The following is a 14,895-nucleotide window of genomic DNA, read 5'->3' on the forward strand; positions in this document are numbered from 1 at the left end:
GTTCATCCGTAGTCCTCCTCTGTGACCGGCGCGGCCGGGTCGTCTCCGGTCCAACTCACCATCAGCGGTCCGAGTGCTTCGGGTTGCTCGAACACAATGACCTGCCTGCGATACAACTCGAGCAACGCGAGAAATCTTGCGACTATCTCGACGGTGATCTCACACTCGGCAACGAGGTCCCCGAAGGGTGTCCACTCCCCTATGCCTCGCTCGCGCAGCAACTCGAGAATTCGCTCAGCCTGCTCGGGTATCGAGATATTGGACACATGGAGGTGATCGAGGCCCACCGTCGGCACCGGACGCGGTGTGAACACCGTCGCCGCGATCTCCGCAAAACGCTGAGGATCGACGCCCAACAACACCTCGGGCAGGAGTTCGGTGAACTGATCCTCGACGGCAACCGAGCGCGGATAGCGCCGCAGCGCTGCTTCCTCCAACTCACCGAACAGCGCCGCAACTTGTTTGTACGCCCGGTACTGCAGCAGTCGCGCGAAGAGAAGGTCGCGGGCTTCGAGAAGCGCCAGATCCTCCGCGTCCTCGACCTGCCCGGCGGGCAACAGCCTGGCCGCTTTCAGGTCCAGAAGCGTAGCTGCGACGACCAGAAACTCTGTTGTCTGATCGAGGCCCATCGCACTGCCAAGTTCCTTGGTGTATGCGATGAAATCGTCAGTGACGGTGTGCAGGGCGACTTCGGTGACATCGAGCTGTCGTTGATTGATCAGGTTCAACAGCAGATCGAACGGGCCTTCGAAGTTCCGGAGAGTGACTCGGAAACCGGCAGCCTTGGCTGCGGTCTGAGCGTCGGTCGGCACGTTCGGGTCGATCGAATCCGGCTCGACTTCGACCGAATCTTCTTGCGATGCAATCAGTTCCACTAACGACCAGACCGGTGAATGACCTCGCGGGCCAATGCTCGATATGCCTCGGCCCCAGCCGATTTCGGCGCCCACGTCGTGATCGGCTCACCGGCGACGCTGGTTTCGGGGAATCGGACGGTGCGGTTGATCACCGTGTCGTAGACGACGTCGCCGAACACCTCGACGACTCGCGCCATCACCTCACGAGCGTGCAGAGTCCGGGCGTCGAACATCGTGACGACGATACCGGCCAACTCGAGCTTGGGATTGAGACGATCGTGCACCTTTTCGACGGTGTCGTTGAGGAGTGCCAGGCCGCGCAGGCTGAAGTACTCGCATTCCATCGGAATGATGACCGAATCGGCGCAGGCCAGTGCATTCACCGTGAGCAGGCCAAGCGACGGCTGGCAGTCGATGAGCACGTAGTCGTACCGATCGAGAACAGGGTGCAACACGCGTCCCAAGGTCTGCTCACGTCCGACCTCGGTGACCAATTGGATCTCGGCGGCCGAAAGGTCGATGTTGCTGGGCAGCAGGTCGAGGCCGTCGACCCGAGTTCGCATCAACACATCGTCGATGGACACACGCGGTTCGACCAGAAGGTTATGGACGGTCAGTTCCAGGTCGTGATGCTGGACGCCCAGTCCAGCAGACAACGCGCCTTGGGGATCGAGATCCACTAGGAGCACTCGGCGACCGTATTCGGCCAACGACGCACCCAGGTTGATGGTCGACGTCGTCTTGCCGACGCCGCCCTTCTGGTTGCACATCGCGATGATCATCGCGGGTCCGTGGTGCGCCAACGGTGTCGGTTGGGGTACCTCGCGGACCGGCCGGCCCGTCGGACCGAGTTCTTCCGTGGAAACAGCAGGGGTTTCCGCAGGTGGAGAGGCTACTGGCGTCGTATCTATTTCGAACATCGCCTCTGGTTCGGAGGGTACAGCTGGTGCTGATTCGTTCACGCGCTCGAAGAGTTGGGCATTGACATGCGGCGGCGCGGACTCCGCCGCTGGTGGCTGCGATGTCGACACGGTCCGATGCTCCCCTACTCTTTCGGCGGTTGCTCTCGGCGCCGGCAAACCCCCGAAACTGCGGTGGAGGCCGCTCGCGCTCCTTGAACGCTACCGCTTACATCACCGAATGGTCTCGCAGACACGCATGAGCCAACCAACCCCTAACGGGCGCGTGGGTGTGCCTGAGCCCACACTTCGCGCAGCGCTGTGACGGTGACCAGTGTGTAGATCTGCGTCGTGGTTACCGAAGCGTGACCGAGAAGTTCCTGCACGACGCGTACGTCCGCGCCGCCGTCGAGCAGGTGTGTGGCAAACGAGTGCCTGAGCGTGTGGGGTGAGACGTCCGCCTTGATCCCGGCCGACGCCGCCGCATCCTGAAGTATCTGCCATGCACTTTGACGCGAGAGGCGTCCACCGCGCGCGTTGAGAAAGAGGGCAGGAACACCGCGCGTCGCCAGGCTGGGGCGCCCGCGGACGAGATACGCGTCGACGGCGGCGATCGCCGGCCTGCCGACGGGGACGATCCGCTGCTTGCCGCCCTTGCCCTTGAGCAGCACGGAACGGGTTTCGGTGTCGATGTCGTCGACGTCCAGATCGATCGCCTCGGTGATTCGCGCTCCGGTCGAGTACAGGAGCTCGAGCAGAGCGCGATCCCGCAGGTCGCGGGGCCCGTCACCGGCAGCACCGCCACCCGAAGCGTCGAGCAGGGCGATCACGTCGTCGAGAGGCAGGGCCTTGGGCAGCTTGCGTCCAGGCGTCGGCGGCTTGACCGTTCGGGCCACGTCGACACCGACCAGGCCCTCGGCGGCGGAGAACTTGTGGAATCCGCGGACCGCGATCAGGGTGCGTGCTGCCGAACTGGCCGCCAATGGTACGACGCCGGCATCTTTGTCACCCAGGCGCAGATGTGTCACGAATTCGGTGACGTCGTTCTCCGTCACGCCCGCGACGTCGTCGATGCCGCGTCCGTGCAGGTACTCCGCGTACCGATTCAGGTCGCGGCGATAGGAAAGTAGCGTATTGCGCGCAGATCCTCGCTCGACCGCTAGATGGTCGAGATACGAGTCCACCTGTCGGGCAAGCACTTCAGGCTCGCGACTTGCGTTCTCCGAATGCGCGAGGACGATCGGGCCACGGTGCGTCGGCGGGGCGCAGCGGCTTTCCCGTCGCGCGTGCGGTGGCGATCGCGAGAATGCCCGATACCGCTGTGGCATTGACGATGTCGCCGCGTAGCGCCATGTCGACGGCGTCGGCGAGCGGAACCCGCGAAATCTCGAGATCGGCTTCTTCGTGTTCGGGATCGTCGCGCTCCACCTCGTGCAGCCCCTCGGCGAGGAAGACGCGAACCGCCTCGTCCGTGAACCCGGGTGAGAGAGCGACATCGACCAGCACCGACCATCGATCGGCGCCGAGTCCGGTTTCTTCGCCCAGCTCGCGCGCTGCAGCCTCGACCGGGCTCTCCCCCGGAGCGTCGAGCAGACCGGCAGGAATTTCCCACAACCGGTGCCCGAGCGGGTGACGGTACTGGTGAATCAGCACCAGGTTGTCGTGCTCGTCCAGTGCCACGACGGCAACGGCGCCGTGATGCTCGACGACTTCCCGATCGGCACGCTGACCACCAGGCATCGCAACGGTGTCGACGCGCAACGCGATGATCGCGCCGGTGTAGACCGTCTTGGAGCCGAGGGTGTCGAATTCGTGCCGACCGGGATCGCTCATGTGTGGCTAGACCTTTTCCACGTTCTCGACTGCAGCGTCGAGCGCTGTCTCGGTGGCAGCGGTGTCGATCTTCTCGTCACCGTGGACGTCGACGGGCAGGCGCTCTTCGAGCTTGTACGTCAACGCTGCTTCGACGAAGGCCGCGAACAGCGGGTGCGGGCGCGTCGGACGGCTCTTGAGCTCCGGGTGTGCCTGGGTGGCAACGAAGAACGGATGCTGCTCACGCGGGTACTCGACGAACTCGACCAGGTGGCCGTCCGGCGAGGTTCCGCTGAACTGCAAGCCGGACTTGGCAATCCGATCGCGGTAGGTGTTGTTGACCTCGTAGCGGTGACGGTGACGCTCGGAGACGTCCTCGGTTCCGTAGGCCTGAGCGACGACGGAACCCTTGGTCAGCACGGCCGGGTAAGCACCCAGACGCATGGTGCCACCGAGGTCGGCGTCACCGGCGATGACGTCTTCCTGATCAGCCATCGTGGAGATGACCGGGTGCTTGGTGTCCGGCTCGAACTCGGCCGAGTTGGCATCGTCGAGGCCGACGCTACGAGCAGCTTCGATGACGACGCACTGCAGACCCAGGCACAGACCCAGCAGCGGCAGCTTGCGCGAACGTGCGAAACGGATCGCGCCGAGCTTGCCTTCGATGCCGCGGATGCCGAAGCCGCCGGGGATCAGAACACCGTCGACGTCACCGAGAGCAGCCTGCGCTCCGGCTTCGGTCTCACAGGCGTCCGACGGGACCCAGGAGATCTCGACCTTGGACCGGTTCGCGAATCCACCGGCGCGCAGTGCCTCGGTGACGGAGAGGTATGCGTCGGGCAGGTCGACGTACTTGCCGACCAATGCGACGCGCACCGTCTCACGCGGCTGGTGAACACGATCGAGGAGGTTGCCCCACACGGTCCAGTCGACGTCGCGGAACGGGAGTCCGAGCTGGCGAACGACGTAAGCGTCGAGGCCCTCACGGTGCAGAACCTTCGGGATGTCGTAGATCGAGGGAGCGTCGGGCGTCGAGATGCAGGCGTCGACGTCCACGTCGCACATCAGGGCGATCTTGTTCTTGAGGCCCTGCGGAACGTCACGATCGCAACGAAGGATCAGCGCGTCGGGCTGAATGCCGATGCTGCGCAACGACGCAACCGAGTGCTGCGTGGGCTTGGTCTTGAGTTCTCCGGAGGGGCCGAGGTACGGCACGAGGGAGACGTGCAGGAAGAAGACGTTGTCGCGGCCGACGTCGTGGCGGACCTGGCGAGCGGCTTCGAGGAAGGGCTGCGATTCGATGTCGCCGACGGTGCCACCGATTTCGGTGATCACGACGTCCGGGCGGTGTCCCTGCAGATCGGGGCCGCTCATCTCGAGGATGCGACGCTTGATCTCGTCGGTGATGTGCGGGATGACCTGAACGGTGTCGCCGAGGTACTCGCCGCGGCGTTCCTTGGCGATGACCGTCGAGTAAACCTGGCCGGTGGTGACGTTCGCCTGGCCGGAGAGGTCACGGTCGAGGAACCGCTCGTAGTGTCCGACGTCGAGGTCGGTCTCGGCACCGTCTTCGGTAACGAAGACCTCGCCGTGCTGGAAGGGGTTCATGGTGCCCGGATCCACATTGAGATAGGGATCGAGCTTCTGCATGGTCACGCGCATTCCCCGCGCGGTCAACAACTGTCCCAGGCTCGAGGCGGTCAAACCTTTGCCGAGCGAGGAAGCTACACCTCCGCTGACGAAGATGTGCTTGGTGGCGGTACGCGTGTTAGTGCGTGACTGTGGCAAAGGGGCTCCCGTGACGACTGTGCAGGGCTTGGTCTGATGAAGCATGCTGGGGCCTGCCGACCCACGGGATTTCACGGTAACACCTATCGGGGGTCGGTGCCTACAACGCGCCGACTTTCCGCCCCCGATGTGACCGGCGTATCAATACCGGGGTGTTCAGTTGGTGGGTGCGCCGACGGTGACCGCCGCCGCTCCCGGTCCCGTGCCGTAGCGGCCGGCGCCGCCGTTCAACTGTTCCTGCAGCGCCAACGGCGTGGTGATCTTGCCCGACTCCCGATCGATGTTGTCGATGGTCGTCAAGCCCGCTGAGAGCGCCGCGTCCGCACGAGCGACGGCAACCGGACCACTGCCCTCGGCCGAGCCAGGCCGGCCCGCGAGAATCGTTCCTGCGCCGCGTCCGTCGAGAGCACCGGCGAACCGGGCGATGACGGCGCCGCGGTTACCCGTGGCTGCGTCGGATTCACTCTTGTTGTCGCCGGTGAGAACCACGGCGAGTTGAGCCGGCTTGACCGCTCCGTCGTCGTAGCTGATGAAACCGGCGCTACGCAGCGAGTCGAGCGCGAGATTCATCTCGTCCGGAGTGCTCTGCGGCTCGCTGTTCTGCCCGTTGAGAAGCAGAACCGAACCGAGCAGATCACCCGCGAGACTGCCCTGATCGACCGCACCGGTCTTGAGGGTGATCCCCGCAGGGATGACATTGGTGACGACGGTCCGCAAGCGGTCACCACCGGTGGCGTCGACAAACGAATCGGTGAGCGAGACGCGTCCGGTCACGGCACCGCCGGCGGCAGTGACGAGTCGGTTGACACCGTCGAGATCACTGGGATCCGCGTCCGGTGCCGTGATGACGACGACGGTGCGACCAGCGAGACTGTCACGCACGACGCGACCGCCGACAGCGGCATCGAAGCCGTCCGCGGAATTGAGTTGCTGCTGAAGCTGATTGGACTGTTGATTGAGGTCTTCGATCTCGTTCTGCAGGTCCGCCTTGTCGTCGCGCAGACCCGAAAGCAATCCACTGGACAGCATTCCGGAACCGAGCACCACGCCGATCGCCAGTGCCAGGAAGATTGCCGCTATGGAAATTGCATGTTGACGCATCGAAATCACTTGAAGAGCCCCTGAACCCACAGCGCGAAGCTGTTCCACGTTGCGATTGCCCAGTCGAGAACTTCACTACCGGCATTGGACACGACCAGGGCGACGATCACTGCCACCAGGGCGGCGAGCACCAGGAGCGCGATCGCGCCGCCGGACACTCGACTTCGATACAGCGTTGCCACAGCCTTGGCGTCGACCAGTTTCGGCCCAACCTTGAGCCGTGTCATGAACGCCGACGGATTGCTTTCACGACGCCCACGGTCGAAGAACTCGTCCAAGGACACCACGTTGCCGACCGTCACGATCAGTGAAGCGCCGTGGTGATCGGCGAGCAGCAACGCAAGGTCGGTCGGTGAGCAGGTCGCCGGGAACGTCATCGCCCCGATGCCGAGATCCTGGATTCGGGAAAGCCCCGCCGCATGACCGTCCTGGTCTGCGGGCAGAACAACTTCCGCGCCGGACTTGAGGGTGGAACTGGTGATCTCTTCCGGGTCGCCCACGATCAGATCGGGGCGGTATCCGGCCTTGCTCAACACGTCCGCACCTGCGCCGACACCGATCAGGATCGGCGAATACTCCTTGATGAAGGGCTTGAGGTTCTTCAGATCGGCCTCGTGTTCGGGTCCGTCGGAGACGACCACGACGTGGCGATCCTTCAAGTCGATGTCGATGTCCGGAACACCGATTCCGTCGATCAGCAAAGGACTTTCGGTGCGGATGAACTCGATGGTGTTACCCGAGAACGCTTCCAGGTGATCGACCAGGCCGGTCTTGGCCTCGATCATCCGATCGGAGATCTCGGCCTCGGTCTGCTCTTCGCCCTTGACGAGGCTCTTCTCGCCGTTGAAGATCTCGCCCTCGTGCAGGCGGATCTTGCTGCCGTCCTTGACGTTCTTGAAGACGTCACCGTCTACGGCATCGATCAGAACGATGTCGTTGGCGACGATCACTTCCGGTCCGAGGTTGGGGTACCGCCCCGAAATCGACGGCGACGCGTTGACCACGGCCATGACTCCGGCTTTCACCAGAGCATCGGCGGTCCGGCGATCGATGTCGACTTCGTCGAGGATCACGATGTCTCCAGGACCGACGCGGCGTAGAAGCTTCGCCGTGTTCCGATCGGCCCTGGCGATGCCACTGATCCCAGGCAAGGATTCGGTGTTACGTGAGAGCAATCCGGGCATCTTCATGGCTTCGATGATGAACCTGAAACCGCGTTGACCGGTGGAGGCGCGCCGACAACTACCACATCAGTCACACCAACACCACAGAACCTTCAATCTGTGACGCGGGCCGCATTCGCGATCTCGAGCAGTTCTTCGGCGTGCGCACGACCGGTCTCGGTGTCGTCCAGCCCTGCCAACATACGGGCCAATTCGACCACCCGATCCGAATCCGACAAGGTCCGCACGCCACTGCTCACCACTCCGCCTTTGTCGTCGACCTTGTCCACCACGAGGTGGGTGTCGGCAAACGCAGCAACCTGCGGAAGGTGGGTGACGACGATAACCTGATGCGTACGAGCAAGTTTCGCCAATCGGCGGCCGATCTCGACAGCAGCGCGACCACCGACCCCCGCGTCCACTTCGTCGAAAACCATCGTCGCACCGGTGTCGCTACCAGCGAGAACAACCTCGAGCGCCAGCATGACGCGTGACAGCTCGCCACCGGAAGCGCTCTTGCTGATCGGAAGTGACGGTGCCCCGCTGTGCGCGGACAGACGAAATTCCACCTCGTCGACGCCGGCAGACCCGGCATGAAGGTCTACTCCCCCGACGCTGAGCGGCGCCGAGTCCTGCGGGCCGGCAGGCTGCGAACGCACAGTCACCTCGAGACCCGCACGTCCCATCGCCAGACCGGCGAGTTCCGCGCTGACGGCTTTGGCGAGCTTTGCCGCTGCCTTGACTCGCGCGGCGCTCAGCTTTGTGGCGGCTTCCGCGGTGAGGCCAGCCGTCTCCTCGACCTGCTTGGCCAACAGCGACAACGCATCCGAGGACACGTCGAGTTTGGACAGACGAGCGCGAGCGGTATCTGCCCATTCGAGAACCCCGTCGACATCGGCGGCGTACTTGCGAGTCAGAGTCTTCAGTTCCGATTGCCGCGACAGCAAAGAGTCCAGCGCACCCGGGTCTGCGGGCAGCCCGGACAGATAGGTGTTCAGGTCACCGGCAACATCGGTGACGACGGCAATAGCGTCGGCCAACCGGGAACCGAGGCCGTCCAGATCTGCGTCGGTGACCGACTCGATACGCGCCCGCGCTTCGGACATCAGGTCTAGCGCCGGCATGACCCCGACGTCGCCGCTTGCCATGTCGTCACTACCGGCGAGCGCAGCGTGCGCCTCTTCCGCAGCCGAGCGGAGCGAATCGAGTTCACTGAGTCGTCGAACTTCGGCAACTATCGCCGTGTCCTCGCCTGGCTCGGGTGCCACGCCGTCGATTTCGTTGAGCGCGAAGGTCAACTGATCTGCTTCTTGCGCCAGTTCACGAGCCTTCGACGTGCGTTCGATCAACTCCGAACGAGCATCGAGCCATTCACGACGGTGTTTGCGGTACCTCGTCAGCAGCGTTCCGATTGCCTTGTCCCCGAAGCGGTCCAGCGCATTGCGTTGCTGGTCGGGACGAAGCAATCGCAGCTGATCGTTCTGCCCGTGGACAGTCAGAAGTGGGTCCGTGAATTCGGAGAGAACTCCCGCCGGCACGCTTCGTCCGCCGAGATGAGCCCGTGAGCGGCCGTCGCTGCCGACTGTCCGGACGGCGATGATGGTCCCGTCCTCGTCGCGCTCGGCGCCGGACGATTCCAGGATTCGGACGATCTCACGCTCGGTGGCCGGTGAGACGTCGTCGGCGATGAATCGTCCTTCGACGACGGCTCGCGACGCGCCCAACCGCACCCGCCCGGCATCGGCTCGCGCTCCGCTGAGGAGGTGCAAGCTGGTGACGACCATCGTTTTACCTGCGCCGGTTTCACCGGTCAGGACGGTCAGGCCCTCGTGGAACTGGGCGCTGGCCTCGGAGATCACACCAAGACTGTCGATACGGATCTCTGCGAGCACGATTAAGGCTTCCTTCCTCGCCATCCGGTAACCGGAAGCTCGAACTTGCGAACCATCCGATCAGCGAAGGGCGCAGAGTCCAACCGGACCCACTTGACGGGAGTGGCGCCGCGAACGATCTCGACGCGAGCGCCGGCAGGCAGTTCCAACGTACGACGACCGTCGCAGAAGACCAGGCCGTCGTGGCTACCGGCGACGGTCTCCACCGCGATGATCGAATTCGGGCTGGTGACCAACGGCCGCGCGAACAGCGCATGCGCGTTGCTGGGTACGACGAGCAATGCTTCGAGTTCGGGCCACACGACGGGGCCGCCTGCGGAAAATGCATAAGCGGTCGAGCCGGTGGGAGTGGACACGAGAACACCATCGCAACCGAAGGCAGACACCGGTCGGCCGTCGACTTCGAGGACAACTTCGAGAACTCCCAGACGCGAGCGATTCTCGATACTGGCCTCGTTGAGCGCCCACCCGCGGTCGATGATCTCGTCGTCCACCCGAATCACGACGTCGAGTGTCATACGGGACTCGACGCGATATTCCTTGCGAACTACCTGTGCGAGAGCCTCGTCGAGATGCTCCGCCTCGGTCTCTGCCAGAAATCCGATCCGTCCGAGGTTGATGCCCAGTACCGGAATGGACGCTTCTTGAGCGAGTTCGGCGGCGCGCAGAAATGTGCCGTCACCACCGAGAACCAGAACTAACTCGCATCCGACGGCAGCATCAGGGCCGGGATGAACAACCGTGACGTCGAGACCCGGCGCAGAGAAGCCCGCGGGTTCCGTCATTGCTTCGATGCGCGAGCTGTCTGCTTCGTCGACGAGGACTCGCAGCCCGATTCCCGCCCGTTCGAAAATCTTCCCGACTCGCTTGGCGGTTTCCGTGATGTCACGTCGACCAGGGTGTGCGACAAGAAGGATCTCGCGCGACTCGCCGTTCGTGACCGCGTTCACTGGGGCCCTTCCTCTACAGCCTTGCGAATCATGTCCTCCACCGAAGGAATTCCCTCGGTGTCCGGCTCGTGATCACCGGGCGAACCTGTCTTTCGAAGCCACAGGAAATACTCGACATTTCCCGACGGACCGGGCAATGGGCTGGCCACGACACCTAACGTCCGCAGACCTACCTTTGCAGCAGCCTCCGACACGTCGAGCACAGCCGAGATTCGCAATTCCGGATCTCGTACGACGCCACCGGCACCGACGCGGTCCTTGCCCACCTCGAACTGAGGCTTGACCATCGGAACCAGGTCCGCGCCGTCAGCAGTACAGGCGACAAACGCCCCGAGTACAAGTTTGAGAGAAATGAACGACAAGTCCGCGACAACGAGATCGACAGTTCCGCCGATGGTCTCCGCATCAATTGCACGAACATTGGTTCGGTCGATGACGTGCACCCGGTCATCGGACTGCAGGCGCCACACCAGTTGTCCGTAGCCGACGTCGACTGCGACAACTTCCTTCGCACCACGCGTCAGCAGAACATCGGTGAACCCACCGGTGGATGCGCCGGCGTCGAGGCAACGGCGACCTTCGACCGTCAATCCTTCGGCACCGAAGGCGTCGAGTGCGCCAATCAGTTTGTGAGCACCTCGCGACGCCCACGAAACTTCCTGCTCCACCTCGACGACCCGAAGTGGCGTTCCGGCTTCGATCGCCGTCGCAGGCTTGGTCGCAACGGCTCCCGAGATGAGAACTCGCCCGGCGGAAATCAGTTCTTGCGCATGATCTCGTGACCGTGCGAGTCCGCGACGGACAAGTTCGGCGTCCACCCGTGCTCTACGTGCCACGTCAAGCCCTGTCCACAGAGGCGAGTGCCTGGACGAGCACCTCGTGTGCCTGTTCCAAAATATGTGCCTTCTGCGGAATCACACCTGCTCCGTGCTGATCGTTCGGATCCTGTTCGATGCCGCCCAGGCGCGCCAGCAAACCGTCGACGTCAGAACGTATGCGTTCCGGATCGACGGAAGGGCGTGGCCCGGGCAACGGAGATCCGTTACTCGTGTTTCCGGGGTGCGGTGTCGGCGTGCTCATCGGGCACAACGTTAGTGCATGACTCTCGGTTACGCATACACCCGCACCCCCGCGAGTCGAACACATTTGCGAGAGATCAGACGAGCCAGGATGCAAACAGATCCGCCACGCCGGCATCCGACGCTTCCAGGGTCCGGAACGACGGATTAGCCCATGCGACAGGCGCAACCGCGCGTAGAAGCGACATCTCGTCCCCGACAACCGGGCCGTCGACAACCAGCGCCGACCCGTTCACGGAGACAGACCACTTGGAGTCCGCACCGACCAGCGATTCGACGGCCGGCTGATTGAGCGAATCCAGAGTTGCTGCAATGTAGGTGGGGCGCTGCTCAACCGGAGCCCGCAGTACGTCACCCGGCGTGCTCACACCGGTGAGAACCAACAACGAGTCGATCGAAACAGCGTGTGCGCCTTCGATATCGGTGTCCAAACGATCACCGACCACCAGTGGACGCGAGCACCCACTGCGAGCGAGCGCGTCCTCCATCAGCGGTGCAGCAGGCTTACCTGCCACCAACGGTTCCTGCTTGGTCGCAGCGCGTAGAGCTGCCACCATCGAGCCGTTGCCCAGCACCAAACCCCGCTCCGACGGCAGCGTTGTGTCCAGGTTTGCCGCTACCCACAGCGCACCGGCCCGGATCGCCAAGCACGCCTCGGCAAGGATCGACCAGTTGGTCTCCGTCGAATGTCCTTGAACGACAGCAACCGGAGAATCCGCGAATTCGCGCACCGGAAGCAACCCGACGCGCGTCACCTCGTCGGCCAATGCGTCGGTACCGACGACGAGCACAGCGGCACCGGGTTCGAGACGCTCCGACAGCAGACGCACTGCCGTCTGAGAACTGGTGACGACACGATCGTCTTCGGAATCGAAACCGAGTTCGGTCAGATGCGCCGACACTGCCGAAGGCGAGCGACTCGCATTGTTGGTCACGTAGTACAAAGCCTGCGTGCCCTGACCGAGAGCGGCCTGGGTGCCGGGAATCGCATGAGCTCCGGCGTACAGAGTGCCATCGAGATCGAGCAAAAGTACGTCGTACTGAGTACGAAGCACGGTCACTGATCTTCTCCGGTCAACTCGGCCACCCGTTCTTCAGCATCCGTGTCACCCTCGAGGTCAGCAGCTGCAGCGTTGAGGAACCACTTCAGTCCGTCTTCGACACGACCAGCTGCAACGAGGGCATCGGCGTAGGCGTAGAACAGCCGAGCCGCAGCTTCACCGGTACGCGCTGCGTCCAGATCCTTGGTCTGCAGTGTGACAACTGCCTGATCGAACTGACCGAGATCCATGCGGGCGCCCGCGACGACGATCCTCAACTCAGACGCCTCGTCGCCCGAAAGCAGGGCAGCCTCGTCGCTACGGCCGAGCTCGATCGCGCGTTCGGGTCGACCCAAACCGCGTTCGCAGTCGGCCATGACAGCGATCAGACCCGGTCCGCCAGCCATTCGACGGGCAGCACGAAGCTCGGAGAGAGCTTCAGCCCATTCACCGGCGTGGTACGCGGTGATTCCGGCAGCTTCACGAACGACCGCAATTCGGCCGGCGCGCTGACGGGCAGCGCGAGCGTGGAGCAGTGCGAGTTCCGGATCTTCGTCGACGAGCTTGCCCGCCATGACGAGGTGACGCGCAACTGTGTTGGCGTTGTCCTTGTCGAGGCTGAGCAGATCCCGACGAACGGCCGGGTCCAACTCCGTGGGCTCTACGTTGTCGGGCAAATCCGGTTCGTCAGGTCGTGCTTGCTGACGGTTGCGGTCGCCATCGCGTCCACGAGGGGTGAACCCACCCTCGCCGCCGCGACGCTGTCCGCCGTTGAATCCGCCGCCGCGGTTACTGTTTCCAGCACCGCCACGGTTGTTGTCTCCGGCACCACCGCGGCGGTCTCCGCCTGCAGCGCCGCGTGATCCACGCCCGTCGTTGTCACGACGGGGGCCACCTGATCGAGGCGCTCCTCCCCCACGGAAGGACCGACGCTCGTCGCCATTCTCCGACACAGTCATTCCTCTCATACAACGCACGAAAGGGGACCCAATATGTTGGGTCCCCTTTCGGTTAACGGGTGTTCGGCGGTGTCCTACTCTCCCACACCCTGTCGAGTGCAGTACCATCGGCGCTGAAGGGCTTAGCTTCCGGGTTCGGAATGGGACCGGGCGTTTCCCCTTCGCTATGACCGCCGTAACTCTATGAAACTGTCACAGTAACCTTCTTCTGATCACCTGGTTTCACCACCCGTCAACACCAGTTTCTGGTGTTGGGGGATGGAGAAAACAGGGTTTCTCATCAGTATCTGTGTGTTGTTTCAGATACCGCACAGTGGACGCGTAGCTTCTTTGTGGTAAGTCCTCGGCCTATTAGTACCAGTCACCTGCATGCATTACTGCACTTCCAGTTCTGGCCTATCAACCCGGTGGTCTGCCGGGGGCCTTACCCCCTCGAGGGGGTGAGAAACCTCATCTTGGAACAGGCTTCCCGCTTAGATGCTTTCAGCGGTTATCCCTTCCGAACGTAGCTAACCAGCGGTGCTCCTGGCGGAACAACTGGCACACCAGAGGTTCGTCCGTCCCGGTCCTCTCGTACTAGGGACAGCCTTCCTCAAGTTTCTAACGCGCGCGGCGGATAGAGACCGAACTGTCTCACGACGTTCTAAACCCAGCTCGCGTGCCGCTTTAATGGGCGAACAGCCCAACCCTTGGGACCTACTCCAGCCCCAGGATGCGACGAGCCGACATCGAGGTGCCAAACCATCCCGTCGATATGGACTCTTGGGGAAGATCAGCCTGTTATCCCCGGGGTACCTTTTATCCGTTGAGCGACACCGCTTCCACTTGCCGGTGCCGGATCACTAGTCCCGACTTTCGTCCCTGCTCGACCTGTCAGTCTCACAGTCAAGCTCCCTTGTGCACTTGCACTCGACACCTGATTGCCAACCAGGCTGAGGGAACCTTTGGGCGCCTCCGTTACATTTTGGGAGGCAACCGCCCCAGTTAAACTACCCACCAGGCACTGTCCCTGAACCAGATCATGGTCCGAGGTTAGAGGTCCAATTCGATCAGAGTGGTATTTCAACAACGACTCCACGATAACTGGCGTCACCGTTTCACAGTCTCCCACCTATCCTACACAAACCGAACCGAACACCAATACCAAGCTGTAGTGAAGGTCCCGGGGTCTTTTCGTCCTGCCGCGCGTAACGAGCATCTTTACTCGTAATGCAATTTCGCCGAGTCTACGGTTGAGACAGCTGAGAAGTCGTTACGCCATTCGTGCAGGTCGGAACTTACCCGACAAGGAATTTCGCTACCTTAGGATGGTTATAGTTACCACCGCCGTTTACTGGGGCTTAAATTCTCAGCTT

The 14,895-nt window shown here is 62.8% G+C and carries 13 protein-coding genes and 2 rRNA genes (1 of these 15 running past the window's edge); all 15 read right to left on the reverse strand.

Translation table 11 applies throughout. The features are described 5' to 3' along the window. Positions 1-2: 2 nt before the first annotated feature. Positions 3-824 (reverse strand): segregation and condensation protein A, encoded by an 822-nt coding sequence (locus BH682_RS15420; RefSeq protein ID WP_046379919.1) that lies wholly within the window; start codon positions 822-824, stop codon positions 3-5. A gap of 50 nt (positions 825-874) precedes the next feature. Continuing rightward, a complete protein-coding gene (locus BH682_RS15425; protein WP_020969711.1) occupies positions 875-1,888 on the reverse strand; it encodes a ParA family protein in 1,014 nt (337 codons plus the stop codon). A gap of 143 nt (positions 1,889-2,031) precedes the next feature. Next, positions 2,032-2,955 (reverse strand): site-specific tyrosine recombinase XerD, encoded by a 924-nt coding sequence (gene xerD / locus BH682_RS15430; protein ID WP_050656157.1) that lies wholly within the window; start codon positions 2,953-2,955, stop codon positions 2,032-2,034. 1 nt (position 2,956) lies between these two features. Then, positions 2,957-3,589: an NUDIX domain-containing protein gene (locus tag BH682_RS15435; protein WP_047270484.1), complete on the reverse strand. Its 633-nt coding sequence runs from the start codon at positions 3,587-3,589 to the stop codon at positions 2,957-2,959. A gap of 6 nt (positions 3,590-3,595) precedes the next feature. After that, on the reverse strand, positions 3,596-5,356 hold the full coding sequence (locus tag BH682_RS15440) for a CTP synthase (RefSeq protein WP_003946139.1): 1,761 nt from the start codon (positions 5,354-5,356) through the stop codon (positions 3,596-3,598). A gap of 156 nt (positions 5,357-5,512) precedes the next feature. Beyond that, on the reverse strand, positions 5,513-6,466 hold the full coding sequence (locus BH682_RS15445; protein WP_019748590.1) for a copper transporter: 954 nt from the start codon (positions 6,464-6,466) through the stop codon (positions 5,513-5,515). Beyond that, a complete protein-coding gene (steA, locus tag BH682_RS15450) occupies positions 6,463-7,647 on the reverse strand; it encodes a putative cytokinetic ring protein SteA (RefSeq protein WP_007731902.1) in 1,185 nt (394 codons plus the stop codon). The genes BH682_RS15445 and steA overlap by 4 nt, the downstream gene beginning before the upstream one ends. 86 nt (positions 7,648-7,733) lie before the next feature. Continuing rightward, positions 7,734-9,512 (reverse strand): DNA repair protein RecN, encoded by a 1,779-nt coding sequence (recN, locus tag BH682_RS15455; protein WP_003946143.1) that lies wholly within the window; start codon positions 9,510-9,512, stop codon positions 7,734-7,736. A gap of 2 nt (positions 9,513-9,514) precedes the next feature. Beyond that, on the reverse strand, positions 9,515-10,462 hold the full coding sequence (locus BH682_RS15460; RefSeq protein WP_003946132.1) for an NAD kinase: 948 nt from the start codon (positions 10,460-10,462) through the stop codon (positions 9,515-9,517). Further along, complete coding sequence (locus tag BH682_RS15465) at positions 10,459-11,298, reverse strand: TlyA family RNA methyltransferase (protein WP_003946142.1); 840 nt, start codon at positions 11,296-11,298, stop codon at positions 10,459-10,461. The genes BH682_RS15460 and BH682_RS15465 overlap by 4 nt, the downstream gene beginning before the upstream one ends. Before the next feature lies 1 nt (position 11,299). Beyond that, entirely contained in the window at positions 11,300-11,542 is a 243-nt protein-coding gene (locus BH682_RS15470) for a hypothetical protein (RefSeq protein ID WP_003946140.1), read from the reverse strand. A gap of 76 nt (positions 11,543-11,618) precedes the next feature. Continuing rightward, complete coding sequence (locus BH682_RS15475) at positions 11,619-12,602, reverse strand: HAD-IIA family hydrolase (RefSeq protein ID WP_030537495.1); 984 nt, start codon at positions 12,600-12,602, stop codon at positions 11,619-11,621. Next, on the reverse strand, positions 12,599-13,540 hold the full coding sequence (locus BH682_RS15480; protein WP_073513327.1) for a hypothetical protein: 942 nt from the start codon (positions 13,538-13,540) through the stop codon (positions 12,599-12,601). Before BH682_RS15480 ends, BH682_RS15475 begins: the two co-directional genes overlap by 4 nt. A 61-nt stretch (positions 13,541-13,601) precedes the next feature. After that, positions 13,602-13,718 (reverse strand): 5S ribosomal RNA (gene rrf / locus BH682_RS15485). A 153-nt stretch (positions 13,719-13,871) separates the two neighbouring features. Next, a 23S ribosomal RNA gene (locus BH682_RS15490) occupies positions 13,872-14,895 on the reverse strand; it runs 2,111 nt beyond the window's last position.

The sequence above is a fragment of the Rhodococcus sp. YL-1 genome (genome assembly GCF_001942025.1).
GTDB lineage: Bacteria > Actinomycetota > Actinomycetes > Mycobacteriales > Mycobacteriaceae > Rhodococcus_F > Rhodococcus_F qingshengii.

What these genes read in the sequence shown, in the direction of transcription:
- BH682_RS15435 (WP_047270484.1), bottom strand. Translation starts at nt 3,589, where the DNA reads ATGAGCGATCCCGGTCGGCACGAATTCGACACCCTCGGCTCCAAGACG.
- BH682_RS15470 (WP_003946140.1), bottom strand. Translation starts at nt 11,542, where the DNA reads ATGAGCACGCCGACACCGCACCCCGGAAACACGAGTAACGGATCTCCG.
- BH682_RS15480 (WP_073513327.1), bottom strand. Translation starts at nt 13,540, where the DNA reads ATGACTGTGTCGGAGAATGGCGACGAGCGTCGGTCCTTCCGTGGGGGA.
- steA (WP_007731902.1), bottom strand. Translation starts at nt 7,647, where the DNA reads ATGAAGATGCCCGGATTGCTCTCACGTAACACCGAATCCTTGCCTGGG.